Source organism: Streptomyces sp. NPDC006687 (assembly GCF_040636215.1).
Taxonomy (GTDB): Bacteria; Actinomycetota; Actinomycetes; order Streptomycetales; family Streptomycetaceae; genus Streptomyces.
The window spans coordinates 196,639-223,232 of the sequence record NZ_JBEYJJ010000002.1; the positions used below are offsets into that span (position 1 = coordinate 196,639).

Below are 26,594 nucleotides of genomic sequence, written 5' to 3' on the forward strand. Positions count from 1 at the left end.
CCTCCCGCGGGCCCCCGCAGCGGGCGCGTCAGCCGCCGTTCGAGCCCGGGACATCGGCACGGCAGTCGTCGCTGCCGTTCGCGCACGCGACGGAACCGAAACCGCCGGTTCCGATCTTGGCGAAGTTCTCCAGCGAGGCGGTGCCTGGCTCGAAATAGCCGGTGTGGCTGTGCGCGCCGGCGGAGGACAGCAGCCGGGCGCCGAATCCGGGCGACACCGGGTCCGCGCCGTGCCCGACCCCGCCGACCTCCAGGTGCGGGACGTCGGCGATCCAGTCACCCTCGGCCCGCGTCGCCCACACCCGCGCGGAGGTGTGCAGCTCGGCGGCGTTCCCCGCGCGCATCCCGGGGCTGCCCGCCACCACCACGTCGGTCACCCGGTCGGGCAGCCGGTGCGCGGCGACCCCGCACACCACCGAGCCGTAGCTGTGGCAGAACAGGGCCACGCTGGCGTCGCCGGGCAGCGCCGCGGCCAGGGCCTCCAGCCGGGCGGCGCCCAGGACGGCGAGCCGGCCGGTGGCGGCGTCCACCCCGACCCCGGCGGGGGTGACGTAGCCGGCCCAGGCGATGACGGCCGTACGGGAGGCGGGCGCGGCGGCGCGCTCGGCCTCGTACAGGGACTGCGCCATGCCGGCGGGGGCGGTGAGCCGGCGCTGGCTGCGCTCGAAGGTGAGGGCGTCAGTGTCCACCCCGGGGACGATCACCGAGACCCGGCGGGCGGTGTCGAGGTCTCCGAAGACCTCGGCGACCAGGCCGTCACCGCTGGGGTCGAAGAGGAGGATCTGCCGGCCGCTCTCGGCGAGGGACTCGAAGCGGTGCGCCCGGCGTATGGCGTTGGCACGGTCGGCCGGGGTGAGGGCGACGTCCTGGCCCCGGGCCTCCTCCAGCCGTGCGGCCTGGGCGAGCGCGTTGTGGTTGGCCCGGTAGCGGAGGGCGGCGGGGGCTCCGTCGAGGCTGCCGACCACGAGGGGGTAGCCGTCGGCGAGGTGGGTGCGCTGGGCGGCGTCGAGTCCGGCGAAGAAGCGGGCGACCGTCCGTGCGGGGGCGTCGGCGGCCGGCACCGGCCGGCCCTCGACCCGGGCCGTGGTCCACGCGGCGAGTGCGGCGGCCCGCGCCGGAACCCCGGCGTCCGGCCGGTGCACCGCGGTCCAGCCGGTGGTCGCCAGCATGAGGAAGACGACGCCGAGCGCGAGCAGCATGCGCAGGGCGGCCAGGCGCACGGGGGCGTCGGCGGTGGGGTGGGCGGGGAGGCCGGGCAGGTTCACTGGAACCAGCCTAGGACGCCGCTGGAGCCCGTGGTGGCAGGGGTGACGGGACTCACGGCCGTCCGGTGTTTACGCCGCCCCCGCGGTCACGCTCCGTCGCGGAAGAGGCCGTCAGGGTGCGCCCGTGAGGTGGCCGGAATCCGTCGTCATGTGCTCCGGGTCCCGCCAGTCGGAGGCCAGGGCGGGGCCGATCTGGTCGAGGTACGCCTCGGTCATCCGCCGGATCGCGGTCACGCTCACGTCCTCGCCCTGCCCCCAGAGCCGCCCGGTCACCCGCATCACCCCGGAGAACATGGCGACGGCGATCCGGGGCCGCGGGTCGGCGTCCAGGTCGAGGCCCTCGCGGTCGGCGATCAGCCGGGCGATCCGCTCCTCCAGCTCGGTGGAGCGCCGCAGATGGACGGCGAGCAGGGCCGGGGTGGACTCGATCAGCCGGTACGCCCGCATGTAGAGGTCGACGGGGACCACCTCGGAAATGGCCTCGTCAACGGTGTCCCAGGCGGCGAGCACGGCGTTGCGCATGGCCTCCAGCGGAGGCTCCCCGGCCGGGCGGGCGGCCAGCGCGGCGACGAAGTGCGACTCGACCAGGTCCTGCACGGCGAAGGCCACCTCCTCCTTGTTCGCGAAGTAACGGAAGAAGGTCCGCTGGGAGACCTCGACCGTCTCGGTGATCTCGTCGACGGTCGTCCGGTCGTAGCCCTGCGAGACGAACAGCAGCAGTGCGGCGCGCAGCAGCGCGTCGCGGGTGCGCCGCTTCTTGCGCTCGCGCAGTCCGGCCGCCCGGGCAGGCCGCTCGTCGGTCATCACCGCGGGGTCCTCTCTGATGCTGCGTCTGACGCTGAGTGAGCGGTCAGGGTACCCGTGACGGAGCTGACAGCCGCTGCCGCGTTGAGCCGTTTGTGAACTGTCAGTCGCTGTCATTAACCTGCTTGCATGACTGATCAGATCACCCTCGCCAAGGAGTCGAGTACGTCACCGGCCCGCGCCGGCCTGCGCGGCCACCCGTGGCTCACGCTGTTCGCCGTGGCGATCGGCGTCATGATGGTCACCCTCGACGGCACGATCGTCGCCGTCGCCAACCCCGCGATCCAGAAGGACCTCGGCGCCAGCCTGGCCCAGGTGCAGTGGATCACCAACGGCTACCTTCTCGCCCTCGCGGTCTCCCTGATCACCGCCGGCAAGCTCGGCGACCGCTTCGGGCACCGCCAGACCTTCCTCATCGGCATCGCCGGCTTCGGGCTCTCCTCGGCCGTGATCGGCCTGTCCACCGGAGTGGGGCTGGTCATCGGCTTCCGCGTCGCCCAGGGCCTCTTCGGTGCCCTGCTGATGCCCGCGGCGCTCGGCCTGCTGCGCGCCACCTTCCCCGCCGAGAAGCTCAACATGGCCATCGGCATCTGGGGCATGGTCATCGGCGCCTCGACCGCGGCCGGGCCCATCGTCGGCGGCCTGCTCGTGGAGCACGTCAGCTGGCAGTCAGTCTTCTTCATCAACGTGCCGGTCGGCGTCGTCGCGCTGCTCTTCGGCCTGTTCATCCTGCTCGACCACCGCGCGGAGAACGCCCCGCGCTCCTTCGACCTGCCGGGCATCGTGCTGCTGTCGGCCGCGATGTTCTCCCTGATCTGGGCGCTGATCAAGGCCGCCGAGTGGGGCTGGGGCGATGTGAAGACCCTGCTCTTCCTCATCGGCTCCCTGGTGTGCTTCGCGCTCTTCGCCTTCTGGGAGACCCGGGTCTCCGAGCCGCTGATCCCGCTCGGGATGTTCCGTTCGCTGGCGCTGTCGGCGGGCACCGTGCTGATGGTGCTGATGGCGTTCGCCTTCATGGGCGGGCTGTTCTTCGTCACCTTCTACCTGCAGAACGTGCACGGGATGAGCCCGGTCGACAGCGGCCTGCGCCTGCTGCCGCTCACCGGAATGATGATCATCGGCTCCCCGCTGGCCGGCGCCGCCATCACCAGGATGGGCCCGCGCGTCCCGCTCGTCGCCGGCATGGTGGCCACGGCCGTGGCCTGCTTCGGGATGTCCCGCCTCACCCCGGACACCGGCACCCTGACCATGTCCCTCTGGTTCGCCCTGCTGGGCCTGGGCCTGGCACCCGTCATGGTCGGCGCCACCGAGGTCATCGTGGGCAACGCCCCGCTGGAGCTCTCCGGCGTGGCCGGCGGCCTCCAGCAGGCCGCGATGCAGGTCGGCGGGAGCCTCGGCACCGCCGTGCTCGGAGCGGTCATGGCGGCCGAGGTCAGTGACACGTTCGGGGACAACTGGCAGCGGGCGGGCCTGCCCCCGCTCACCCCCGAGCAGCAGGAACTCGCGGAGAAGGGCGTCCAGGTCGGCATCGCCCCCGTCCCGCCCGGGACTCCCGAGCCGGTCGCCCACACCGTCTCCACCGTCGCGCACGAGACCTTCGTCTCCGGTATGAGCACCGCCTTCACCTGCGCCGCAGTGGTCGCGGTCCTCGCCGCGGTCGTCGCCTGCTTCACCAAGCGCGGGGAGAACGCCGAGGCCGGGGCGGGTGCGGCCCACATCTGAGCCGCACCGCCCGCCGTTACGGCCGCGTCAACACCGCGCCCGCCACAGCCCCGCCGCCACCTGTGCGGCGGGGCTGTCGCCTATCAGGGTGGACCCGCCCGCGGCCCCTTCCGCCCGGGCGTCTTCGCAGGTCAGCGTGGGGTCACGGAGCCACCGGAAACCGTCCGGGGCTGTTACGTCCACAAGGAGTTGACCCCGTCATGCGTACGTGGAGCACCGCACGCGTCACCACCCTCGCCGCCGCCCTCCTGGCCGCCTGCGCCCTCATCCCGTCCACCGCCACCGGCGCCCACGCCGCCTCCCCGCCCTGCGCCACGGGGGAGCTGTGCCTGTGGGCGAAACCGGACTTCAAGGGAACGAAGCAGACCTACGACCTCAGCACCCTCGACATCAACAGCTGCACCGCCCTGCCGCCCACGGCCGGCTACCAGTCCCTGGTCAACCGCACCGGGCGCCCGGTGACCACCTACCAGTCGGCCGAGTGCGCGGAGACCGGTGAGTTCCAGACCTACCCGGGCGACGGGGTCTGGCTGCCCCAGTCCCCCTACCAGGTCAGGGCGTTCAAGGTGTGGGAGCGGTAGGCCCCGCCCGGCCGGCGGCCGGCCCGGGGTCCAGGGGGAGCTGGGCGGGCATCGCGCACCGGGGGCCGCGGTCCAGCCGCGCGACCTCGGCCCGCAGCGCCCGTACCTCCTCCTGGAGCTCCCGGACGGCCGCCAGCTGGAGCCGCTCCACCTGGTCGTCGCGCTCGAAACGGGCGATGAACCAGGCGGCGATGTTGGCGGTCACCACACCGAGCAGGGCGATCCCCGACAGCATCAGCCCCACCGCCAGGACCCGGCCCAGCCCGGTGGTGGGGGAGTGGTCCCCGTACCCGACGGTGGTCATGGTGGTGAAGGACCACCACACCGCGTCGCCCAGGTTCTTGATGTTGCCGTTCGGCGCGTCCCGCTCCACGCTCAGCACCGCGAGCGAGCCGAACATCAGCAGCCCCACCACCGCGCCCGCCACGTACGTGGTCAGCCGGATCTGCGGAGCCATCCGTGCCCGCCGCCCCACCAGCATCAGGGTCGCCACCAGCCGCAGCAGCCGCAGCGGCTGCACCAGCGGCAGGACCACCGCGGCCAGGTCCAGCCAGTGCGTCCGTACGAAGAGCTTCCGGTCCCCCGCCAGCCCCAGCCGCACCACGTAGTCCACCGCGAACGCCGCCCACACCGCCCACTCCGCGTGGGTGCAGGCCAGGTGCACGGCCTCGCCCGCGTCCGGCGCGACGATCGGCACGGCATAGGCGACGGCGAAGGCCACGGCGAGCACCAGCAGGGGGACCTGAGTACGGCGCTCCCACCGCGCCTGGCGGGAGGGTTCCTTCATACCGATCATCGTAGGGACAACGGAAGGGGGCGCTGGGACAGGTGTCCCAGCGCCCCCACGTACGAGTGACCCTCCCGGGGCCTCCCGCCCCAGCTGTTACGCGTCGCCGCCCGCAGCGCCCGGGTCGGCGGCCGCCACGTCCAGCAGCTGGTACCGGTCGATGGCCTGCTTCAGCGCCGACCGGTCGATCTTCCCCTCACGGGCCAGCTCGGTCAGCGTCGCCAGCACGATCGACTGGGCGTCGATGTGGAAGAAGCGCCGCGCCGCGCCGCGCGTGTCGGCGAAGCCGAAACCGTCCGCGCCCAGCGAGGTGTACGTCCCCGGTACCCAGCGCGAGATCTGGTCCGGCACCGCCCGCATCCAGTCCGACACCGCCACGAACGGCCCCTCCGCACCCGACAGCTTCCGGGTCACGTACGGGACGCGCTGCTCCTCCTCCGGGTGGAGCAGGTTGTGCTCCTCCACCTCGACGGCCTCGCGGCGCAGCTCGTTCCAGGAGGTCGCCGACCAGACGTCCGCCCGGACGTTCCACTCCTCGGCCAGGATCCGCTGCGCCTCCAGCGCCCACGGCACCGCCACGCCCGAGGCCATCAGCTGCGCCCCGACGGCGCCCGAGCCGCCCTGGGAGACGCGGTGGATGCCCTTGAGGATGCCCTCCACGTCCACGTCGGCCGGCTCGGCCGGGTGCAGGATCGGCTCGTTGTAGACCGTCAGGTAGTAGAAGACGTCCTCGCCGGGCTCGTTGGTCTCCGTCGGGCCGTACATGCGGCGCAGGCCGTCCTTGACGATGTGCGCGATCTCGTAGCCGTAGGCCGGGTCGTACGCCACGCACGCCGGGTTGGTCGACGCGAGCAGCTGGGAGTGACCGTCGGCGTGCTGGAGGCCCTCACCCGTCAGGGTGGTACGGCCGGCGGTCGCGCCCAGGACGAAACCGCGCGCCAGCTGGTCGGCCATCTGCCAGAACTGGTCACCCGTGCGCTGGAAGCCGAACATCGAGTAGAAGACGTAGACCGGGATCAGCGGCTCGCCGTGCGTCGCGTACGCCGAACCCGCCGCGATCAGCGAGGCCGTGCAGCCGGCCTCCGAGATGCCGTCGTGCAGCATCTGGCCGGTCGGGGACTCCTTGTAGGCGAGGAGCAGGTCGCGGTCGACCGCCTCGTACTGCTGGCCCAGCGGGTTGTAGATCTTGGCGCTCGGGAAGAAGGCGTCCATACCGAAGGTCCGGTACTCGTCGGGCGCGATCAGCACGAAGCGCTTGCCGATCTCCTTGTCCCGCATCAGGTCCTTCAGGATGCGGACGAAGGCCATCGTGGTGGCGATCGACTGGTGCCCCGAGCCCTTCTTGGCGGCCGCGTACGCCTTGTCGTCCGGCAGGGCCAGGGGCTTGGCGCGCACCACGCGGGTGGGCACGTAGCCGCCGTGGGCGCTGCGCTGGTCGTGCATGTACTGGATCTCGGGCGAGTTGCGGCCCGGGTGGTAGTACGGCGGGGCGCCGTTCTCCAGCTGCGCGTCGGTGATCGGGATGTGCAGGCGGTCGCGGAAGCGCTTGAGGTCGTCGACCGTCAGCTTCTTCATCTGGTGCGTGGCGTTGCGGCCCTCGAAGTTCGGGCCGAGGGTCCAGCCCTTGACCGTCTGCGCCAGGATCACCGTCGGCTGGCCCTTGTGGGCCTTGGCCGCCGCGTAGGCCGCGTAGACCTTCTTGTGGTCGTGGCCGCCGCGGCCCAGGTGCTGGATCTGCCGGTCGGTCATGTTCTCGACCATCGCGCGCAGCCGCTGGTCCCCGCCGAAGAAGTGCTCGCGGATGTACGCGCCGGACTCGGTGGCGTACGTCTGGAACTGCCCGTCGGGGGTGGAGTTCATCTTGTTGACCAGGATGCCGTCGCGGTCCTGGGCCAGCAGCGGGTCCCAGGAGCGGTCCCAGATCAGCTTGATGACGTTCCAGCCGGCCCCTCGGAAGATCGACTCCAGCTCCTGGATGATCTTGCCGTTGCCGCGCACCGGGCCGTCGAGGCGCTGGAGGTTGCAGTTGACGACGAAGGTCAGGTTGTCCAGGCCCTCGCGGGCGGCGATGGACAGCTGGCCCAGCGACTCCGGCTCGTCCATCTCGCCGTCGCCCAGGTACGCCCACACGTGGGACCGGGAGGTGTCGGCGATCCCGCGCGCCTCCATGTACCGGTTCATCCGTGCCTGGTAGATCGCGCCGAGCGGGCCGAGGCCCATCGAGACGGTCGGGAACTCCCAGAAGTCCGGCATCAGCCGCGGGTGCGGGTAGCTCGACAGGCCGTACGGGGCCTTCGACTTCTCCTGCCGGAACGAGTCGAGCTGCTGCTCGGTGAGCCGGTCCAGGAGGTAGGCGCGGGCGTAGATGCCGGGGGAGGCGTGGCCCTGGAAGAAGATCTGGTCGCCGCCGTCGCCCTCGTCCTTGCCCCGGAAGAAGTGGTTGAAGCCCACGTCGTAGAGGGAGGCGGAGGAGGCGAAGGTGGCGATGTGGCCGCCGACGCCGATCCCGGGGCGCTGGGCGCGCGAGACCATCACGGCCGCGTTCCAGCGGGTGGCGTTGAGGACCTTGCGCTCGATCTCCTCGTTGCCGGGGAAGAAGGGCTCGTCCTTGGTGGCGATGGTGTTGACGTAGTCCGTCGAGCGCATCTCGGGGACGGCCACCCGCTTCTCGCGGGCCCGCTCGATCAGCCGCAGCATCAGGTAGCGGGCACGCTCACGGCCCCGCTCGTCGACGGCGGCGTCCAGGGAGTCGAGCCACTCCTGGGTCTCCTCCGGGTCGAAGTCCGGGACCTGGCTCGGCAGGCCGCCAATGATGATCGGATTGCGATCGGATGCGGAAGCCACGCTGTTCCTTCGCTGTCAGGGGAGTCGTGCCTTGGGTCGCCGCCTCCCATGGTCTTACGCCCGGCCCAAATCTTCACCTCTACCACTGGGTAACACCTGGAGCGGGGAAGGAGTGCCGGGCGGGCCGTGCCGGCCCTGGACGCGCTGGGGCCAAATCGCAACCTTACGCCCAGGGCGATCACCGGCATCGCAAAACCGTTCGTCCCTCAAACAGGTGGGAAAGTCCTCTGTGATGCCGAATGAGCGGGAATGGTGTGGGATGAATCACCGGCGGCCCAGCAGGGAAGCCTGAAACATACGGCAAAGTTGCGGCGAGACGGCCGCAATCGTCACCGTTTCGACGGTCACGGCGGCCGGGTACTTGCGCGATCCGCCGCGCCCGTGTGGACTACGCCCAATGCTGCGCGTACGCGCGCCGCCGGAAGACATTCACCGAACATGAGCAGGAGGCACCCCGTGAGCGCGACCGCGGACCACGCGGAGAGCCTGGCCGCCCGGCTGGGTTTCCAGTCCGAACAGGTGGTCCAGGAGATCGGCTACGACGAGGACGTCGATCAGGAATTCCGTGAAGCCGTCGAGGATCTCGTCACCGAGCTCGCCGACGAGGACTACGACGACGTCGCCGACGCGGTGCTGCTGTGGTTCCGCGACGAGGACGGCGACCTGACGGACGCCCTGGTCGATGCGACCAACCTGGTCGAGGACGGCGCACTGATCCTGCTGCTGACCCCCAAGACGGGCCGCGTCGGCTACGTCGAGGCCAGCGACATCAGCGAGGCCGCCGAGACGGCCGGCCTCTCCCTTGCCAAGGGGCTGCCCGTCGGCAAGGAGTGGACCTCCACCAAGCTGGTGACGCCGAAGACCGCCAAGGCCAAGCGCTGAGCCACGCCCCGCAGCCCAGCGGGACGCACGCCCCGCCGCCCCGGTTCGCCCCGGGCCGGCGGGGCGTGCGCGTTCTCGCACATTAGGGTGGGTCCCACCCGAACGGCCCCGTGGGGGACCGCAGGAACGAAGGGATGCGAGAGATGGCGATCGAGGTCGGAACCAAGGCCCCGGACTTCGAGCTCAAGGACAACCACGGCGCCACCGTGCGGCTCTCGGACTTCCGGGGGGAGAAGGCCGTCGTGCTGCTCTTCTACCCGTTCGCCTTCACCGGCGTGTGCACCGGCGAGCTCTGCGAGCTGCGCGACCAGCTGCCCCGCTTCCAGAACGACGACGTCCAGCTGCTGGCCGTCTCGAACGACTCCGTGCCGACCCTGCGCGTCTTCGCCGAGCAGGAGGGCCTGGAGTACCCGCTGCTGTCCGACTTCTGGCCGCACGGCGAGACCTCCCGCGCGTACGGCGTCTTCGACGAGGAGAAGGGCTGCGCGGTCCGCGGCACCTTCGTCATCGACAAGGAGGGCGTCGTGCGCTGGAGCGTCGTCAACGGGCTGCCCGACGCCCGTGACCTGAACGAGTACATCAAGGCCCTCGACAGCCTCTAGAGCGATCCCGGACGGGTTCGCCGTGAAAAGCCGCCTGCGGGCGGGAACCCGTCACTAGGATCTGCACGTTGATCCGGTAGCAACGCACGCGGGGCACCGCCCCACACACACCAATGGAGGACTCGTGGGAGTCAGCCTCAGCAAGGGCGGCAACGTCTCGCTGACCAAGGCCGCGCCCAACCTGACGGCGGTCATCGTCGGTCTGGGCTGGGACGCCCGCACCACCACCGGTGTCGACTTCGACCTCGACGCCAGCGCGCTCCTGACCAACGACCAGGGCAAGGTCGCCAGCGACGCGAACTTCGTGTTCTTCAACAACCTGAAGAGCCCGGACGGCTCGGTCGAGCACACCGGTGACAACCTGACCGGCGAGGGCGAGGGCGACGACGAGGCGATCAAGGTCAACCTCGCCGCCGTCCCGGCCGATGTGGCCAAGATCGTCTTCCCGGTCTCCATCTACGAGGCCGAGAGCCGTCAGCAGAGCTTCGGCCAGGTCCGCAACGCGTACATCCGCGTGGTGAACCAGGCCGACAACACCGAGCTCGCCCGCTACGACCTCTCCGAGGACGCCTCCACCGAGACCGCCATGGTCTTCGGTGAGCTGTACCGCAACGGCGCGGAGTGGAAGTTCCGCGCCATCGGCCAGGGCTACGCCTCGGGCCTGCGCGGCATCGCGCAGGACTTCGGCGTCAACGTCTGAGCCCCCTGGGCGAAGACCGTCCGTCCGGCGCCGTGCACCTCTGTGTACGGCGCCGGACCGGCTTTGCCACCATGGAGGCGGGTGGCGGGGCCACCATCACACGTCGTTCGGGGAGGACCACATCATGGGCGTCACACTCGCCAAGGGGGGCAACGTCTCCCTGTCCAAGCAGGCACCGAACCTCACCCGGGTTCTGGTCGGGCTCGGATGGGACGCGCGCTCGACCACGGGGGCCGACTTCGACCTCGACGCCAGCGCACTGCTCTGCCGCGACGGCCGGGTGCTCGGCGACCAGTACTTCGTCTTCTACAACAACCTGAAGAGCCCCGAGGGCTCCGTCGAACACACCGGCGACAACCTCACCGGTGAGGGCGAGGGCGACGACGAGTCGATCATCATCGACCTCACCAAGGTCCCCGCCCAGGTGGACAAGATCGTCTTCCCGGTCTCCATCCATGAGGCGGACAGCCGCCGGCAGAGCTTCGGCCAGGTCAGCAACGCCTTCATCCGTGTGGTGAACATGGCGGACGACCAGGAACTGGCCCGCTACGACCTGACCGAGGACGCCTCCAGCGAAACGGCGATGATCTTCGGCGAGGTCTACCGGTACGGGGGCGAGTGGAAGTTCCGGGCGGTGGGGCAGGGGTACGCGTCGGGGCTGCGCGGCATCGCTCTAGACTTCGGGGTCAACGTTTCGTAAAGCCGTACAAGACGATGGGGTGCCAGTGGTTCTCAAAACCTTCGGCTGGTCGTTCGCAATCACTGCGCTCGGTCTCGCCGCAGCGGTGTTCTACGGGGGGTGGACCGCTTTTGGGATCGTGGCGATCCTGGCGGTCCTGGAGATCTCGCTGTCCTTCGACAACGCGGTGGTCAACGCCGGAATCCTGAAGAAGATGAATGCCTACTGGCAGAAGATCTTCCTCACCGTCGGCGTGCTCATCGCCGTCTTCGGCATGCGCCTGGTCTTCCCCGTCGTCATTGTCGCGATCAGCGCCAAGATCGGGCCGATCGACGCGGTCGATCTCGCGATGAACGACAAGGAGATGTACCAGCAGCTGGTCACGGACGCCCACCCGTCCATCGCCGCCTTCGGCGGCATGTTCCTGCTGATGATCTTCCTCGACTTCATCTTCGAGGACCGTGACATCAAGTGGCTCGCCTGGCTGGAGCGCCCGCTCGCCAAGCTCGGCAAGATCGACATGCTGTCCGCGTGCATCGCGCTCATCGTCCTCGTCATCACCTCGATGACCTTCGCCACCCAGGCCCACCAGCACGGCGGCGCCCATGTGGACAAGGCGCAGACCGTCCTCGTCTCCGGCATCCTCGGCCTGATCACCTACATGGTGGTCGGCGGCCTCTCCGGCTACTTCGAGAACAGGCTGGAGGAAGAGGAGGAGGCCGAGCACGAGGCGGAGGAAGCCGCCAAGAAGAGCGGCAAGCCCGTCCCGGCGGTCGTGATGGCCGGCAAGGCCGCGTTCTTCATGTTCCTCTACCTGGAAGTCCTCGACGCCTCCTTCTCCTTCGACGGGGTCATCGGCGCCTTCGCCATCACCAACGACATCGTGCTGATGGCGCTCGGCCTCGGCATCGGCGCCATGTACGTCCGGTCGCTCACGGTCTACCTGGTCCGCCAGGGCACCCTCGACGACTACGTGTACCTGGAGCACGGCGCGCACTACGCCATCGGCGCCCTCGCCGTGATCCTGCTCGTCACCATCCAGTACGAGATCAACGAGGTCATCACCGGCCTCGTCGGCGTCGTGCTGATCGCCTGGTCCTTCTGGTCCTCCGTCCGCCGCAACAAGCGGCTGGAGGCCGAGGGCGGCGACGGGGAGCCGGCGGAGGTCGGCGCCGGGGTGTGACCCGGCCCTGATTGCGGAACGCTCCTACAGGAGCCGTCTCTTCTCCGGCGGGGCGGCCGCGCGGATCCCACGGGACCGCGCGGCCGCCCCGCGGCATATCCGCGCAACGACCGACCAGGGGGGTTGGGATCCATGGGGTTCTTCGACGGGTTCTTCGACGGGATCAGGGGCGCCCGCGCCATGCGGTTCGACTCGGGCAACGCCTCGTCGAACGCGATCGAGCTGACCAAACGGCAGCCGACGGTCTCGCTCACCAAACAGCAGGCCGTCCACGGCAACCTCCGGGTGAACCTCTCCTGGAGGATGCGCACCTCGGACATCGGCGGCGCCTCCGGCCAGAGCGGCCAGCTCTTCCGCCACCCGTTCAAACTGTTCAAGCCCGACATGGTCCAGGCCCACACCCAGGGCATGGTCAACGTCGACCTCGACATGGGCTGCCTGTACGAGCTGACGGACGGCACCCGCGGCGCCGTACAGCCGCTGGGCAACCTGCTCGGCGACCTCAACGACCCGCCGTACGTGAAGCTCAGCGGGGACGACCGGTTCGGCTCGCCCTCCGGGGAGACCCTCTACGTCAACCTGGACCACGCCGATGAGATCAAGCGGCTGCTGGTCTTCGTCTACATCTACGACCAGACGCCCGCCTTCGACCGCACGCACGCCCTGGTCACCCTCTTCCCGACCGCCGGCCCGCGGATCGAGATCCCGCTGGAGGAGCGCCACCCGCAGGCCCGCTCCTGCGCGGTGGTCTCGCTGGAGAACGTCAAGGGTGAGCTGATCGTCCGCCGCGAGGTGAAGTTCGTGTACGGGTTCCAGGCCGAGCTCGACCGGCTGTACGGGTGGGGGCTCCAGTGGGGGCGGGGCTACAAGACCAAGGCGTGAGCCCCGCCGGCCGTCAGCGGCGGATGAACTGGGGGCCCTGCACCGGCAGCCGGAACGAGGGGTCCCCGCCCGGAGCCGGCACGGGCACCGGGGAGACCTGCTGCGGGTAGCCGTACGCGGGCTCGACGGGCGGCGGCGCCTGGGTGACCGGGCCGGGCACGGGCGGGCGCATGGCGGCGGTGAGGTCGTCGGCGGACCCGGGTGCCGGGGCCCCGGCGGCCGCGACGGCGGCCTCCCCGGCCTCGGCGGCGTTCTCGTCGACGGAGATGCCGTGGTCCGTGGCCAGCCCCACCAGGCCGTCGGAGTACCCCTCGCCCAGGGCGCGGAACTTCCACCCTTCGCCGCGCCGGTACAGCTCTCCGCAGATCAGCGCCGTCTCGGCGCCGGTCTCGGGCCGCACGTCGAAGTGGGCCAGCGGTTCCGCGGCGGCGCCGGGGGAGGCGTCGTAGAGCTGGATGCGCAGGTCGTGGACGTGCTGGAAGGGCACGTCCTCGGCGGAGGCCACCACCAGGACCCGGTCGACGGCCGGCGGCACGGCCCGCAGGTCGGCCTGCACCGCGTCGGTGACCGCCTCGCCGACCTGCTTCTTGCCCAGCCGCCAGACCGACCCCGAGGGGTGGCGGGGCTGGTTGTAGAACACGAAGTCCTCGTCCGAGCGCACGCGCCCGTCCGCCCCCACGAGCAGCGCCGAGGCGTCCACGTCCGGCACCTCGGGCCCGGTGGTCCAGCGCAGCACCGCCCGGACCGCCGTGGCGGCCACCGGGATGTTGGAGCCCTTCTGCATCGCGTGCGTCATGCCCGTCATCCTGCCCTCCCGGACGGGCGGGGAACAATGCGGCCCCCCGTACGCCCTTGCCCCCGTCCGGTGAGCCTGGGCATGGTGCGAGAGGGTTACCGGAACTTCATGCGTTTGAGGAACTCTTGACTCAGGTTCGTACGTACTATTACCGGCCACGCCAGTCGGGCCGCCGAGGCAGTACAGGGGAAGCACATGCGTCACTTCGGGCACATAACGCCCACGGTCCGTAAGGAGCTCTTCCACCAGGAGCCCGCGGACTTCACCCTGGCCTCCCCCGCCCGCACCCTCGCCGCCGCGCTCGGGGCCACCCTCTACAGCCCGGCGACCCGCCCCCGGCTGGCCGCCGACATCCGCAAGCAGGCGGGCCGCGGAGTCGTCTCCATGGTCCTCTGCCTGGAGGACTCCATCAGCGACTCCGACGTCGTGGACGGTGAGGAGAACCTCGTCCGGCAGTTCGCCGTGCTCGACGCCGAGCGCGACGCGGCGGACCACGAGGCGGAAGGCGGCGGCGCCGAGGAGGTCCCCCTCCTCTTCATCCGCGTCCGCACCGCCGAGCAGATACCCGACCTCGTGCGCCGGCTCGGCCGCTCCGCGCGGAATCTGGCCGGATTCGTCCTTCCCAAATTCACGGAGACCCGTGGAACGGCCTTCCTCGACGCCGTGGCCCACGCCGAGGCCGTCAGCGGCCTGCCCCGGCTGTACGCCATGCCCGTCCTGGAGACCCCCGAGCTCCTCCACCTCGAAACCCGGGCGGCGGCCCTCGCCGGCATCTCCCGCACCGTGGGCCGCCACCGCGAGCGGGTCCTGGCCCTGCGCCTGGGCGTCACCGACTTCTGCTCCGTCTACGGGCTGCGCCGCACCCCCGACATGACCGCCTACGACGTCCAGATCGTGGCCGGCGTCATCGCCGACGTGGTCAACGTCCTCAGCCGCGCCGACGGCACCGGCTTCACCGTCACTGGCCCCGTCTGGGAGTACTTCCGCAGCCAGCAGCGCCTCTTCAAGCCGCAGCTGCGCCGCAGCCCCTTCCTGGAGGAGGGCGTCGAGGAGCTGCGCACCGCGCTGATCGAGCACGACCTGGACGGGCTGCTGCGCGAGGTCGAGCTCGACCGGGCCAACGGACTGCTCGGCAAGACCTGCATCCACCCCGCCCACGTCACGCCCGTGCACGCGCTGTCGGTCGTCTCCCACGAGGAGTTCAGCGACGCCCAGGACATCCTGCGGCCCGAACGCGACGGCGGCGGAGTGATGCGTTCGGCCTACACGAACAAGATGAACGAGGTGAAGCCGCACCGGGCGTGGGCCGAGCGGACCATGCTGCGCGCCGAGGTCTTCGGCGTGGCGAGGGAGGAGGTCGGCTTCGTCGACCTCCTGACGGCCGGGCTCCAGCTGTGAGCGGGCAGCCGCCGAGGGCGAATACAACGATGAGGAGCGAGGCGATCGACATCGACACGGTGTGGCCGGGGACCTGGGTGGCGCGGCGGCTGGGCGTACGCCTGGAGGACGCTGATGGCGGCGAGCGGCTGAGGCAGCTGCTCGGGCTGGCGCTGCGGCGCAACCCCAAGCGGGCGCACCTGCTGGTCTCGCAGGTGCTCGGCAAGCACGTCCCGCAGTCGCCCGCGACGGTGTACGCCGCCGGGTTCGGGCTCGGCGAGCGGGTCCGGGAGCTGCTGGGGGACTCCGCCGCCTCCGCCGTGGTCCTCGGCTACGCCGAGACCGCCACCGGGCTCGGCCACTGCGTCGCCGACGGCCTGGGCACGGCCCCCTATCTGCACTCCACGCGCCGCCCGGTGCCCGGGGTGCGCCCCGCGGGCGGGTTCGAGGAGGCGCACTCGCACGCCACCTCCCACCTGCTGCTGCCCGAGGACCCCGGCCTGCTGGCCGGAGACGGCCCGCTGGTCCTCGTCGACGACGAGTTCTCCACCGGCAACACCGTCCTGAACACCATCCGCGACCTGCACGCCCGCCACCCGCGCGGCCACTACGTGGTCGTCGCCCTGGTCGACATGCGCTCCGCCGCCGACCGCGACCGGCTCACCGCCTTCGCCGCCGGCCTGGGCGCCCGCGTGGACCTGATCGCCCTGGCCTCGGGCACGGTCACTCTCCCGGAGGGAGTCCTGGCGAAGGGCCAGGCCCTGGTGGAGCGGTACGAGCCGGAGAGCTCGGGGCCCGTGGGCGCCGACGCCGGAGCGGCCGGCCTCCCGTACGCGCGGGTCGCCCTGGAGTGGCCCGGCGGGGTGCCCGACGGGGGCCGGCACGGTTTCACGCCCCGGCACCGGGAGGCGCTGGAGACGGCCCTGCCCGGGCTGGCCCGGCAGGTGGCGGCCGCGCTGCCGGAGCGGGCCGGGCGGGTGCTCGTCCTCGGCACCGAGGAGCTGATGTACGCCCCGCTGCGCCTCGCCACGGCCCTGGAGGAGAGCAGGGCCGCCGCCGAGGTGCGGTTCTCCTCGACCACCCGCTCGCCCGTCCTCGCCGTGGACGACCCCGGCTACGCCATCCGCAGCCGCCTGGTCTTCCCCGCCCACGACGCTCCCGCCGACGGCCCCGGCGACCGGTACGCCTACAACGTCGCCGGCGCCGGCTTCGACGCGGTCGTCGCCGTCGTGGACTCCGCCGGGGACACCCCCGAGCTGCGCACCGGACTGCTCGCGGCCCTGGCCCCGCACACCGGCGCCGTCGTGCTGGCCGTCGTCCCCTCGTACGCGCCCGGCGCGGCGGGCGAACCGCACCGGCGGGAGCAGGCCGGGCCCGAGCCGAGCCTGCCGCAGCCCCTGCGCGGGCCCGCCTTCTCCTCGTACGCCCCCGAGGACGTCGGCTGGCTGCTCCAGGACCTCTCCGCCGTCGAGCTCGAGGCCCCGACCGAGGAGCGGGAGGAGGCCATCCAGGCCGGCGGCGCGCACTACGCCGAGTCCCTGCCCGTCGAGTACCAGCCCTCCGCCCGCTACCAGGAGCTCTACCAGGACGCCCTGACCGCCTCCGCCGCCCGCGTCGCCCGCGCCGTCGGCACCGTCACCGAGACCGTCCTCGCGGAACGGTCACCGGCCCCGGTGCTGGTCTCGCTGGCCCGCGCCGGAACGCCCGTCGGTGTGCTGATGCGCCGCTGGGCCGCCGCCCGGCACGGCCTGGACCTGCCGCACTACGCCGTCTCCATCGTGCGCGGCCGCGGCATCGACGCCAACGCCCTGCGCTGGCTCGCCGCCCACCACGACCCGGCCGACGTGGTGTTCGTGGACGGCTGGACCGGCAAGGGCGCCATCACCCGCGAGCTGCGCGAGGCCCTGGCCGGCTTCCCGGGCTTCGACCCGGAGATCGTCGTCCTCGCCGACCCGGGCTCCTGCGTGCAGACGTACGGCACCCGGGAGGACTTCCTGATCCCCTCCGCCTGCCTGAACTCCACCGTCTCCGGACTGGTCTCGCGCACGGTGCTCCGCTCCGACCTGGTGGGCCCAGGCGACTTCCACGGCGCGAAGTTCTACCGCGAACTGGCCGCGGCGGACGTGTCCACCGCCTTCGTGGACGCCGTGGCCGCCCGCTTCGACGAGGTCGCCGACGCCGTCGACGCCGAGGTCAAGGAGCTCCTCGCCGCCGACCGCACCCCCACCTGGGTGGGCTGGGCGGCGGTCGAGCGGATCAGCGAGGAGTACGGCATCCACGACGTGAACCTGGTCAAGCCGGGCGTCGGCGAGACCACCCGCGTGCTGCTGCGCCGCGTACCGTGGAAGATCCTGGCCCAGCGCGGCGCCGGCCCCGACCTGGACCACGTACGCCTGCTCGCGGGGCAGCGCGGGGTCCCCGTCGAGGAGGTCGACGGCCTCCCGTACACCTGTGTAGGACTCATCCACCCCCGCTTCACGCGCGGCGCCACCGGCGCCGACGGAAAGGCAGTTGCCGCCCCGTGACCCGCCAAGGAACCGTCCTCGTCGCCAGCGACCTCGACCGCACGCTCATCTACTCGGCGGCCGCCCTCGGCCTGACCATGCCCGACCCGCAGGCCCCCCGGCTGCTGTGCGTCGAGGTGCACGAGGGCAGGCCGCTGTCCTTCATGACGGAGACGGCGGCGGCGCTGCTGGCCGCCCTGGCCGCCGACCCGGCGGTGGTGTTCGTCCCGACGACCACCCGTACCCGCAAGCAGTACCAGCGGATCCGCTTCCCCGGGCCCCCCGCCCGGTACGCGATCTGCGCCAACGGCGGACAGCTGCTGGTGGACGGGGTCCCCGACCGGGACTGGCGGCGCGCGGTGGCCCGGCGGCTCGCGCGGGAGTGCGCCCCCCTGGAGGAGGTCCACCAACACCTGCTCGCCGTGTCCGACCCGCAGTGGCTGCGCAAGACCCGGATCGCCGAGGACCTCTTCGCCTACCTGGTCGTCGAGCGGGCGCTGCTCCCCGACGAGTGGCTCAAGGCCCTCACCGCGTGGGCGGAGGAGCGGGGCTGGACCGTCTCGCTCCAGGGCCGCAAGGTCTACGCCGTCCCGCGCCCGCTGACCAAGAGCGCCGCCATGCGCGAGGTGGCCCGCCGTACGGGTGCCACCACCGCCCTCGCCGCGGGCGACTCCCTCCTCGACGCCGACCTGCTGCTGGCCGCCGACCGGGCCTGGCGGCCGGGCCACGGCGAACTGGCCGACGCCGGCTGGACGGCGCTGGCGGTCACCGCCCTGCACGAGGCCGGCGTACTCGCCGGCGAGGAGATCGTCCGCGCCTTCGGGCAGGCGGTCGCGGCACTGCCACACTGACCGCATGACCAAGGGCAACACCACCAAGATCACCGACGAGCTCTACCGCTACGTCCTCGCGCACAACCCCCCGCTGGACGAGTTCCAGCGGGGCCTGGTCGCCACCACCTGGGAGAAGTTCCCCGACTCCGCCGGGATGCAGTCGGCGGAGGAACAGGGTCCGCTGCTGGCCTTCCTGGTCCGGCTGACGGGCGCGAAGCTCGTCGTGGAGGTCGGCACCTTCACCGGTTTCTCCACCCTGTCCATGGCCCAGGCCCTGCCGGCGGACGGCCGTCTCATCGCCTGCGACGTGTCGCGGGAGTGGACCGCGTACGGCCGCGCGGCCTGGGAGGCGGCCGGCGTCGCGGACCGGATCGACCTGCGCATCGCCCCCGCCCTGGACACCCTGCGCGCCCTGCCGACCGAGCCGCACGTCGACATGGCGTACGTGGACGCGGACAAGGAGAACCAGATCCTCTACTGGGAGGAACTCGTCCCGCGGCTACGCCCGGGCGGGCTGATCGTCACCGACAACACCCTCTTCCACGGGACGGTGCTGGACGAGTCGCCGGAGAGCAGGGGAGCGAGCGTCCGCGCGTTCAACGACCACGTCATGGCGGACACCCGCATGGACTCCGTCCTCCTGGCGATCTCGGACGGCCTCACCCTGTCGCGCAAGCGCTGACGGGCTTCGCGTCAGCCGCAGCCGCCCCCGCCGCAGCAGCCCCCGCCACCGGCGGGCGCGGGGGCACTGCTCGTGCCGCCGACGGCGACGGCGGACAGCAGCTTCACGGTGTCGCCGTGCCCGGCCGGGCAGTCGGCTGGCGCGGAGGACTCGGCCATGGGACGGCTGACCTCGAAGGTGTCGTCACAGGTCCGGCAGCGGTATTCGTAACGAGGCATGCGCACAGGCTACCGAGTGCGCGGGCTCAGCGGGCCGCCGTCCCGCCGCGAATACGGTCCTCGCGGGCGGCCTGTTCGGGGTGGCGGGCGCGCCAGTACGGGTTGTCGTGGGGCAGGGCGCTGCCCACCCGCCCGTACATCCCGAACCACATCAGCATCACGCCGACCACGAAGCTGAACAGCACGTTCTGGATCCTGAAGGCCAGGAAGTTCAGGCCGGTGTCCAGCAGGGCGAGGTTCACGAACCCGCTGGCGATGAAGAGCAGCCCCAGCGCGATGTTGAGGGTGGAGGCGAAGGTCCCGCCGATCACCATCCCGGCGAAGAGCAGGGCGCCGATGCAGATCGACAGCACGCTCAGCGAGCCGTTGGTGTTCAGGGCCAGCACGGTGTCGCCGCCGGTGTCGAAGAAGCCGATCCGGTGGACCAGCCCCAGGATGCCGAAGACCATCAGCAGCAGACCGGTCAGCCCGGCGCCGACCCGGTAGACCTGGCTGAGCTTGTGGTCGGCGGGCAGGTGGTCGTCGAGCCGCGCGTTGACGGGGTGCAGCAGCCGCTCCGCCAGCCGCGGCCCCTGCCGCTCGGGGGGCGGGCCGTAGGGCTCGTGGGCGACGTAGGGCGCGTAGTGGTCGTGGGGCTCGGTGCACCCGTAGGCGGCGTGCGGCATGTACGAGGGTGACTCCTGGCGCGCGGGGGGTGCGTGGCGCACGCGGGACCTGTGGAATGCGTGGACAGCCATGGCGCCTCCTCGTTTCCGTTCCCACCACCCTCCAGCATCCGCCGCGGCGGGGCTGGGGACAACCGGGGGGCGCGGGGCGGTCGGGGGCGGGCCGCCGGGCCGCCGCCGGCCGGCCAGGGTCACCTGGACCCGTGCCCTGGCCTGGTTACCCGGCCCCGGTCACCTGGCCCGGCCGCGACTTGATCACCCGGACCCGACCGCCCGACTCGGCCACGCTGACCTGGCCGCCCGGACCGGGCTGCGCCTGGCCGCCTGGCCGCCTGCGGCGGCCAAGGGGCCGCCGGGTCCTCGTCCGCCCGCCAAGGGTCACCCGGACCGGTCACCCGGACCCGGCCCCCCGGCCACGCTGCTCTTGGCCGCCCGGGTCGGCCAAGGGCCACCCGCCCAGGCGCTCAAGGAGCCACCCGATCCTCGGGCCCTACCCGCCGGCGCGGTGGCCCCGTATGTCGGTCACCACCCGGCCCACCGCCGTCCGGACCTCCTCCATCTCCTGGAGGAAGTGCCAGTAGTCGGGGTGGCGCCCCTCCAGCCCGGCGAGCGCGCGCTCCAGCCGCGCCACCGCCTCGTCCAGCGGCCGCGCGTGCCGCGGATCGGGCACACTGCGGCCCTCCATCGCCAGGCGCTGCGCGTCACGGATCGCGAACCGGGTCCGCCGCACCTCCTCCTGCGGGTCCCGCGCCACCGCCTCCAGCCGCGACAGCCGGTCCTGCGCCGCCGACACCGCCTCGTCGGTGGCGTCCAGCGCGGTCCGTACCGCCTCGACCAGCGCCGTCACATCGGCCCAGCGCTGCTCCTCCCGCGCCCGCCCGGCCTCCGCCAGCCGCTCCTCGGCCTGCGCGACATCCCGTACGGCCTGGTCGGGAACGTGCTGGAGGTCCTGCCAGCAGGCCGCGCTGAACCGGCGGCGCAGCTCACTGAGCACCGGAGCCACCCGGTCCGCCCGGTTCCGCAACGCCTGCGCACGCGTCCGCAGGCTCACCAGCCGCCGGTCGATCTCCGCCGCCCGCTCCGGCAGCCGCTCCGCCTCGGCCCGTACCGCCTCCGCGTCCCGCAGGATCCGGTCGGCCCGGCGCACGGTCTCCTGCACGCCGTGCTGCGCCGCGCCCTGGTTCAGCTTCGTCAGCTCGGGGGCCAGCGCGGCGAGGTGTGCCGCCAGGTCGTCGGCCCGCATCCCCTTGGCCCGTACGGAGTCCAGCGCATCGCTCGCGGCCAGAAGCGCCGCCTTCGCCCGCTCCCGCGCGGGCGCGACCCGGGCCAGCTGCGTCTCGGCCTTGTCCAGCAGGGGCTGCAACCCCTGCGCGAACCGCTCCAGCTCGCCCTTGACCCGCACCAGGTCGTCCCGGGCCCGCGTCAGCTGCTGCCTGGCCTGCGCGGCGACGGAGCCCTCCAGGTCGACCCGGTCCAGGTCGTGCGCGTCGACGGCCTCGATGTAGGCGCTGCTGACCTCGTCGATGCGCCGCCCGAGCGCGGCGAACCCCTCACCGGCCTGCCGCGCGGCGGGCGAACCGTCGGCGGCGGCGATGGTCTCCAGCGAGATCCTCAAGTCCCGCTGAGCGGTGTCCAGCTCGTAGAACGCCGCCGCGGCGGCATCCTTCGCCGCCTGCGCATCCGCCCGCCGACTCTCGTCCCGCCCACCGAACCACCGCCGGGATGCCGTCGCCACAGTCCCTCTCCCGTACCCCGTCCGCCAAGCCCGGGGTCCATTCTCCCCCACGGCAACGGGTTTGCATGGGGGGTGCGCCCTCCATGTAGGCTGTCCACTCGTCCACGGGTGCGTAGCTCAGGGGTAGAGCGCTGCTCTTACAAAGCAGATGTCGGCGGTTCGAAACCGTCCGCGCCCACCAGCACGAAGGCCCCCAACCGATCATGGTTGGGGGCCTTTGGCGTCTGCGGGTCCTGGAGGAGGTCAGGGGCAGCGCGGAGGCGACGTGGGGGGATGGGGGCGTTCGTCAAGTCACGGGGTTGCGGGGCGTGACCGGGGGTGGGGGTGGGGGGCCTACTGGAGGTGCGGTCGCGACGGGACGGCGGAGCGGCGCTGAGTGGGAGAGGAGCTTCAGCTGTGTCCCAGAACCCGAGCCCCAAGCCGAACCCGGCGCCGGTGAAGCGGCGGATGTTCCGTTACATGATGGTTCTGACCGTGGCCGCCTTCGTCGCGGGCGGTGTCGCGTCGCAGGGGGAGTCGGCGGCGAGCGTGGCGGCGGCCCCGGCGGTCGTGAGGGGTGTCGGGCACGGCGGGTGAGTCCCGTCCGCGAGCCCCGGGCCGGGTGCGGCCGGGGCTCGCGGAGGGTGGGGACGAGGTCAGGCGTTGGGGCGCTTGCCGTGGTTGGCCTTCTTCTTCTTGCGGGCGCGCTTCTTGTTTCCTCGCTTGGCCATCGGAGTCTCCCTCGATTCGCCTGTGCATGGACAATCCGGGCGTTCGTCAGTTTAGGAGCCGGCCCGGTTTCCCGCGCGGCGGCGCGGGGACCATACCGCGGGGGTGGTCGGTGTGGCCGGTGTCGCGGAGTGGGTCTGGCCCGTCGGCGCGGTCGGGGTGGGAGCCGCCTGGCTGGGGGTGCTGGCGGCCTGGTGGCCGGGACGGGACCGGTTCGAGCGGGAGCGGGACGCCGAGCGGAGGCGGCTGCTGGCGCAAATCGGGGGGAAGGCGCCCGAGGCGGGTGAGCCGCGGCTCGTCGACGCCTCCCGGGGGCGGGGGGAAGGCGGAGGGGAGCGGGAGGACGAGTTCACGCCGATGCTCGTCGAGTACTACGCCTACGGGCTGACGCAGGCCCGCAGCAGCTTCGCCACCAGCCAGTGGTTCTCCGGGGTCGGCGCGGCCGTGCTGCTCTTCGGGATCGGGCTCGGGGTGTGGAAGGCCGAGAGCGGCGGGGAGGCGTACATCGGGGTGGTGACCAGCTCGGTCGGTGTGGTCGTCACCCTCGTCGGGCAGCTGTTCCACCGGCGGGCCGACACCGCCCTGCGGCACATGGCCGCCCAGACCGCCTCGCTCAGGGAGGACCGGCGGGCGGCGGAGAGCATCCGGCAGGCGGTCGTCCTGCTGGATGAGGTCGCCGACCCGGACCTGCGGGGGAGGTTGCAGGCCGGGCTCATCATGCGGCTTTCGGGGGCGGAGCTGCCGCCGGCGGGGCCATAGTGGAGGTATGTGCCGCTCCATCAAGACCTTGCGCCCGCCCGCCATCCCCGAGAAGGCCACCGAGGAGGAGATCCGCGCGGCCGCGCTCCAGTACGTACGGAAGGTGTCCGGGTTCCGGGCGCCGGCCGCGCACAACCGGGAGGTGTTCGACGCCGCCGTGGACGCCGTGGCCGAGGCGACCCGGCTGCTCCTGGACGGGGTGCAGGTGCGCGGGCGGGCCGCCGCCGCGCTCTGAGGCCGTCGTCCGGATCCTGGGAGGCCGCCGGGTCAGCGGGCCTCCGCCGCGCGGCGGCGCAGCAGCCAGATCCCGGTTCCGAGGGCGCCGGCCGCGAGGGTGCCGCCGACGGCGATCAGGCCCCGGCCCATGGAGTCGACGCTGCCTCCGAGGCCACCGCGGGCGGCGCCGGGGGAGACCTGGAGGGTGACGGTGACGCGTCGGCCGTCGCACTCGAAGGTGACGGGGTACGAGCCCGGGGTGGCGTCGCTGAAGACGGTCGCCGCGCCGAAGAGGTTGCTCGCGGTGGAGTTGCCCGGGGCCAGTGTGACGGCGTTGAACACCCGGGAGGACGCCCGGGCGGTCCGGGTGCCGCAGCCGTCGAGGTTGAGGCCGACGCGGCCGCCCGGCGCGACGGTGCCGGGGGAGACGGTGGCGGAGGGCGTCGCCCCGCCGGCGGGAAGGGCGGAGGCGAGTGTGGCGGGTGAGGCGGCTGCGATGACCAGTGCCGCGGCGGCGACTCCGGTCAGACGATGCCGGGTGTGCGTGGGGGGCATGGCGGGGTCTCCTCGGGCTCCTGGGACGGCACGGCTGGGCACGGATGTGACGCCGGTTCGGTGACGGGCCGTGCTCTGGACGCTAGAAGCCGGGGCGTCGGGCGGCGATCCCTGCCGGGTAAACGGGTGACTCGCTGCCCCACCCGGCTCATCCCTCCGGTGCCCCGCTGGGAGCTTCGGCGGGTCAGGCGGGGGTGGGGGCGGGGCGGCTGAGGAGGAAGGTGGTGAGGGAGCCCGCTGCGAGGAGGGCGACGAGGGAGATGCCCGTGCCGAGCCAGGCCGTGCCCAGCCACTGGGTGCCGAAGTAGCCCAGGGCCACGCTGTAGCTCGCCCAGCTGAGGCCCGCCAGGATGGACCAGGGCAGGAACTCCGCCAGCTTGCGCTGCGTCTTCCCCGCGCCCAGCGACACCACCGACCGGCCGGCCGGGGCGAAGCGGGCGAGTACCACCAGCAGGCCGCCGCCGCGGGCCAGGGCCGTACCGAGCCGTTCATGGGCCCGGGTCAGGCGGCGGGAGCGGGCGATGGTCCGGTCCAGGCGGGGTCCGCCGTAGCGGGCCAGCCGGTACGCCGCCAGGTCACCCAGCACCGAGGCCGAGGCGGCGACGGCCAGCAGCACCGCGACGTCCGGAAGCCGGGCGGGCGGTCCGGCAGCCGCGGCCGCGGTCGCCGAGGCGCTGACCACCAGCACCCCGCTCGGCAGCACGGGGAGGAACACGTCGAGCAGGACCGACACCGCCACCAGGACGTAGATCCACGGGCTCGCGGTCAGCGACCCCATTGTCTCGATCACAGCGGGACTCCCCAGTCCGGAGCGCCGCGTGGTCGCGGGGAGGCGGCAGGGGCGGCTTGACAGCCATACAGCGTACGCCCGGCGGCCCCGGGCCGGAGCCCCGCCCTACTCCGCCCCGGTGAGCCGGCGGTCCAGCACCGTCACCAGCCGGGCGCCCGCCCGCGAAGAGCGGGCCTGGTCGAGCCGGAGCCGGGCCTGACGCCCCTCCAGGGTCAGCGTCATCAGCTGGTTGCCGAACCACGGTCCGGCGGTACGCCGCCAGCTCAGGGGTGGCCGCCCCGTCCGGCCGTGCCGAGAGAACCCGCGCCCGAGCCAGCGGCCCAGCCGCGACCACCCCAGCCGGAACCCCCATTTCACCGCGGTGTGGATGGAGTTGTGCACCGGCGAACAGGTCAGCTGGAAGACCCGCGCCGTACTGGGTATGAGCGGCTCGGCCACGTACGCGTGGTGGACGTCCCCCGACAGGACGGCGACGACCGCCGGAGCCTTCGGGCCCGTCCCGGCCTCCTCGATCAGGTCGCTCAGTGCGGCGAAGGACGCGGGGAACGCCGCCCAGTGCTCCAGGTCGCTGCGCCGCCGGAGGTCCTCCCCGATCCGGGCCCATCTCTGCCCGCGCTCCCCACGGCAGAGCGCTGCGTTCCACACTTCCGCGTCGTGGATCAGCGGGGGCATCAGCCACGGCAGCGAGGAGCCGATCAGCAGGTGGTCGTAACGCCCCTGGCCGTCGAGGGCGTTGTCGCGGAGCCAGCGCTGCTCCGCCGGGTCGAGCATGGCCCGGCCGTCCTCCGCGAGCACCCGCGCCGCCCGGGTGTCGACCATCAGCAGCCGGGTCCGGCCGAAGTCCCGCCGGTAACTCCAGCGCACCGACGCCGGATCGGCGTCCGCCGCGGCCGCGAAGGCGCGCAGCGCGTCCGTCCCGTCGGGGGTGGCCCGTACCGCCGCGTACAGGGGGTCGGCCGTGAGTTCGGCGGGGGAGAGGTTGCCGAGGTGCTGGTACACCCAGTACGACATCAGCCCGCTGAGGATCCGCTCGGGCCACCACGGGGTCGCGCGTATCTCCGCCAGCCAGGAGGCGCTGGTGTTCCAGTCGTCTATGACGTCGTGGTCGTCGAAGATGTGCAGGCTGGGGACGGTGGACAGCAGCCAGCGGATCTCCGGGTCGCCCCAGGACTCGTCATAGAGGCGGGTGTACTCCTCGTAGTCCGCGACCTGGGCGCCCGGGGCCTCGCGCAGGTCCCGGCGGGCGGCCAGCCACCGCCGGGTCTCCTTCGACAGCTGGTCGGCGTAGACCTGGTCGCCGAGCAGCAGCAGGAGGTCCGGCCGGGTCTCGGCGGGGTCGGCGGCCAGGCGCGCCGCGAGGGTGTCGAGGGCGTCGGCGCCGTGCGGCCCGCGCCGGCCGGCGGGCGGGGCGGCCTGCCGGCAGGAGCCGAACGTGATCCGCAGGGCCGGCCCTGGGCCCCCGGGGCCGCCGTCCACGGCCGGGGTGGCGATCCGGCTCGGCGGGAAGCGGCCGCCCGGCTTGGGCCAGACCGGTGCGCCGTCGAGCAGTACCTCGTACGCCGTGGCCGTGCCCGGTGTCAGGCCGGTGACCGGTATCAGCACGTAGTGGTGGCCGGCGATCTGGAAGGTGCGGGCGCTCCCGCCCGCTCCGTCGGCGCACCTCACCTCCGCCGTGCACGGGCGGTCCGCCTCCACCCACAGCGTGGCGGATCCGCCCGTGTCCCAGTCGACGTAACGCAGCAGCGGGCCCAATCGCAGTCCGGCCATCCGACTCCCCCTCCTCGACAGCCCTTTCGATCACGGTACGGGGCGAGGAAGGGGCCCGG

26 protein-coding genes and 1 tRNA gene are annotated in these 26,594 nt (G+C 72.4%); 16 read left to right on the forward strand and 11 right to left on the reverse strand.

Annotation, left to right across the window (positions count from 1 at the left end; genetic code table 11):
* Window positions 1–28 precede the first annotated feature (28 nt).
* Together ABZ716_RS03260 and ABZ716_RS03265 are read right to left on the reverse strand one after the other, a co-directional pair.
* Entirely contained in the window at window positions 29–1,198 is a 1,170-nt protein-coding gene (locus ABZ716_RS03260) for an alpha/beta hydrolase (protein WP_358810211.1), read from the reverse strand.
* 177 nt (window positions 1,199–1,375) lie between these two features.
* Window positions 1,376–2,068: a TetR family transcriptional regulator gene (locus ABZ716_RS03265; protein ID WP_358809898.1), complete on the reverse strand. Its 693-nt coding sequence runs from the start codon at window positions 2,066–2,068 to the stop codon at window positions 1,376–1,378.
* 129 nt (window positions 2,069–2,197) lie between these two features.
* On the opposite strand from ABZ716_RS03265, the gene ABZ716_RS03270 reads away from it, so the two are divergent.
* A complete protein-coding gene (locus tag ABZ716_RS03270; RefSeq protein ID WP_358809897.1) occupies window positions 2,198–3,790 on the forward strand; it encodes an MFS transporter in 1,593 nt (530 codons plus the stop codon).
* A 200-nt stretch (window positions 3,791–3,990) separates the two neighbouring features.
* Window positions 3,991–4,371, forward strand: coding sequence for a peptidase inhibitor family I36 protein (locus ABZ716_RS03275; RefSeq protein ID WP_358809896.1), 381 nt, complete (start codon window positions 3,991–3,993; stop codon window positions 4,369–4,371).
* On the opposite strand, the gene ABZ716_RS03280 is transcribed toward ABZ716_RS03275, so the two are convergent.
* Window positions 4,352–5,158 carry a potassium channel family protein gene (locus tag ABZ716_RS03280; protein ID WP_351889173.1) on the reverse strand — a complete coding sequence of 269 codons (807 nt, stop codon included), beginning with the start codon at window positions 5,156–5,158 and terminating at the stop codon, window positions 4,352–4,354. The two genes, ABZ716_RS03275 and ABZ716_RS03280, sit on opposite strands and share 20 nt — an antisense overlap.
* Before the next feature lie 96 nt (window positions 5,159–5,254).
* Entirely contained in the window at window positions 5,255–8,002 is a 2,748-nt protein-coding gene (gene aceE / locus ABZ716_RS03285; protein ID WP_358956123.1) for a pyruvate dehydrogenase (acetyl-transferring), homodimeric type, read from the reverse strand.
* Window positions 8,003–8,458: 456 nt separating this feature from the next.
* Here aceE and ABZ716_RS03290 point away from each other — a divergent pair, with 456 nt between their 5' ends.
* The 6 genes from ABZ716_RS03290 to ABZ716_RS03315 all read left to right on the forward strand — a co-directional run bounded on the left by ABZ716_RS03290 (window position 8,459) and on the right by ABZ716_RS03315 (window position 12,930).
* Window positions 8,459–8,884, forward strand: a complete 426-nt coding sequence (locus ABZ716_RS03290) for a DUF3052 domain-containing protein (protein ID WP_355971115.1) — start codon at window positions 8,459–8,461, stop codon at window positions 8,882–8,884.
* A gap of 143 nt (window positions 8,885–9,027) precedes the next feature.
* Window positions 9,028–9,486: a peroxiredoxin gene (locus ABZ716_RS03295; protein ID WP_351889166.1), complete on the forward strand. Its 459-nt coding sequence runs from the start codon at window positions 9,028–9,030 to the stop codon at window positions 9,484–9,486.
* Between the two features lie 124 nt (window positions 9,487–9,610).
* A complete protein-coding gene (locus tag ABZ716_RS03300; RefSeq protein WP_351889164.1) occupies window positions 9,611–10,186 on the forward strand; it encodes a TerD family protein in 576 nt (191 codons plus the stop codon).
* A 124-nt stretch (window positions 10,187–10,310) separates the two neighbouring features.
* Window positions 10,311–10,886: a TerD family protein gene (locus ABZ716_RS03305; RefSeq protein WP_351889161.1), complete on the forward strand. Its 576-nt coding sequence runs from the start codon at window positions 10,311–10,313 to the stop codon at window positions 10,884–10,886.
* A 25-nt stretch (window positions 10,887–10,911) separates the two neighbouring features.
* Entirely contained in the window at window positions 10,912–12,048 is a 1,137-nt protein-coding gene (locus ABZ716_RS03310; RefSeq protein WP_358809893.1) for a DUF475 domain-containing protein, read from the forward strand.
* A 132-nt stretch (window positions 12,049–12,180) separates the two neighbouring features.
* Window positions 12,181–12,930 carry a Tellurium resistance gene (locus ABZ716_RS03315; RefSeq protein WP_358809892.1) on the forward strand — a complete coding sequence of 250 codons (750 nt, stop codon included), beginning with the start codon at window positions 12,181–12,183 and terminating at the stop codon, window positions 12,928–12,930.
* A gap of 13 nt (window positions 12,931–12,943) precedes the next feature.
* Here the strand turns inward: ABZ716_RS03315 and ABZ716_RS03320 are convergent, their stop codons facing one another.
* Entirely contained in the window at window positions 12,944–13,735 is a 792-nt protein-coding gene (locus ABZ716_RS03320; RefSeq protein ID WP_358956126.1) for a TerD family protein, read from the reverse strand.
* 186 nt (window positions 13,736–13,921) lie between these two features.
* On the opposite strand from ABZ716_RS03320, the gene ABZ716_RS03325 reads away from it, so the two are divergent.
* From ABZ716_RS03325 to ABZ716_RS03340, 4 genes are read left to right on the forward strand one after another with little or no spacing between them, the layout of a single operon-like run.
* Complete coding sequence (locus tag ABZ716_RS03325; protein WP_358956129.1) at window positions 13,922–15,124, forward strand: HpcH/HpaI aldolase/citrate lyase family protein; 1,203 nt, start codon at window positions 13,922–13,924, stop codon at window positions 15,122–15,124.
* A gap of 29 nt (window positions 15,125–15,153) precedes the next feature.
* On the forward strand, window positions 15,154–17,628 hold the full coding sequence (locus tag ABZ716_RS03330) for a phosphoribosyltransferase (RefSeq protein ID WP_358956131.1): 2,475 nt from the start codon (window positions 15,154–15,156) through the stop codon (window positions 17,626–17,628).
* Complete coding sequence (locus ABZ716_RS03335) at window positions 17,625–18,458, forward strand: HAD family hydrolase (RefSeq protein WP_358956133.1); 834 nt, start codon at window positions 17,625–17,627, stop codon at window positions 18,456–18,458. The genes ABZ716_RS03330 and ABZ716_RS03335 overlap by 4 nt, the downstream gene beginning before the upstream one ends.
* Before the next feature lie 4 nt (window positions 18,459–18,462).
* Window positions 18,463–19,122, forward strand: coding sequence for an O-methyltransferase (locus ABZ716_RS03340; protein WP_358956136.1), 660 nt, complete (start codon window positions 18,463–18,465; stop codon window positions 19,120–19,122).
* A gap of 11 nt (window positions 19,123–19,133) precedes the next feature.
* On the opposite strand, the gene ABZ716_RS03345 is transcribed toward ABZ716_RS03340, so the two are convergent.
* The 3 genes from ABZ716_RS03345 to ABZ716_RS03355 form a co-directional block, all read right to left on the reverse strand.
* Entirely contained in the window at window positions 19,134–19,340 is a 207-nt protein-coding gene (locus ABZ716_RS03345; protein ID WP_351889143.1) for a zinc ribbon domain-containing protein, read from the reverse strand.
* A gap of 26 nt (window positions 19,341–19,366) precedes the next feature.
* A complete protein-coding gene (locus tag ABZ716_RS03350) occupies window positions 19,367–20,077 on the reverse strand; it encodes a DUF4383 domain-containing protein (RefSeq protein WP_358809886.1) in 711 nt (236 codons plus the stop codon).
* Window positions 20,078–20,495: 418 nt separating this feature from the next.
* On the reverse strand, window positions 20,496–21,740 hold the full coding sequence (locus ABZ716_RS03355) for a hypothetical protein (RefSeq protein WP_358956138.1): 1,245 nt from the start codon (window positions 21,738–21,740) through the stop codon (window positions 20,496–20,498).
* Between the two features lie 106 nt (window positions 21,741–21,846).
* Between ABZ716_RS03355 and ABZ716_RS03360 the strand changes: the two genes are divergently transcribed.
* The 4 genes from ABZ716_RS03360 (at window position 21,847) to ABZ716_RS03375 (ending at window position 23,442) form a co-directional block, all read left to right on the forward strand.
* Window positions 21,847–21,921 (forward strand) — tRNA-Val (locus tag ABZ716_RS03360).
* A 215-nt stretch (window positions 21,922–22,136) separates the two neighbouring features.
* Complete coding sequence (locus tag ABZ716_RS03365) at window positions 22,137–22,316, forward strand: hypothetical protein (RefSeq protein ID WP_358956141.1); 180 nt, start codon at window positions 22,137–22,139, stop codon at window positions 22,314–22,316.
* A gap of 246 nt (window positions 22,317–22,562) precedes the next feature.
* The gene (locus ABZ716_RS03370) at window positions 22,563–23,207 is read left to right on the forward strand and encodes a hypothetical protein (RefSeq protein ID WP_358809883.1); all 645 of its coding nucleotides are present in this window, start codon (window positions 22,563–22,565) and stop codon (window positions 23,205–23,207) included.
* A gap of 7 nt (window positions 23,208–23,214) precedes the next feature.
* Entirely contained in the window at window positions 23,215–23,442 is a 228-nt protein-coding gene (locus ABZ716_RS03375; RefSeq protein ID WP_358956143.1) for a DUF2277 domain-containing protein, read from the forward strand.
* A gap of 32 nt (window positions 23,443–23,474) precedes the next feature.
* Here ABZ716_RS03375 and ABZ716_RS03380 read toward each other — a convergent pair whose 3' ends face one another.
* The 3 genes from ABZ716_RS03380 to ABZ716_RS03390 all read right to left on the reverse strand — a co-directional run bounded on the left by ABZ716_RS03380 (window position 23,475) and on the right by ABZ716_RS03390 (window position 26,535).
* Window positions 23,475–23,978, reverse strand: coding sequence for a hypothetical protein (locus tag ABZ716_RS03380; RefSeq protein ID WP_351889132.1), 504 nt, complete (start codon window positions 23,976–23,978; stop codon window positions 23,475–23,477).
* Between the two features lie 184 nt (window positions 23,979–24,162).
* The gene (locus ABZ716_RS03385; protein WP_358956145.1) at window positions 24,163–24,768 is read right to left on the reverse strand and encodes a VTT domain-containing protein; all 606 of its coding nucleotides are present in this window, start codon (window positions 24,766–24,768) and stop codon (window positions 24,163–24,165) included.
* 105 nt (window positions 24,769–24,873) lie between these two features.
* Window positions 24,874–26,535 carry an alkaline phosphatase D family protein gene (locus tag ABZ716_RS03390; protein ID WP_358956147.1) on the reverse strand — a complete coding sequence of 554 codons (1,662 nt, stop codon included), beginning with the start codon at window positions 26,533–26,535 and terminating at the stop codon, window positions 24,874–24,876.
* Between the last annotated feature and the right edge of the window lie 59 nt (window positions 26,536–26,594).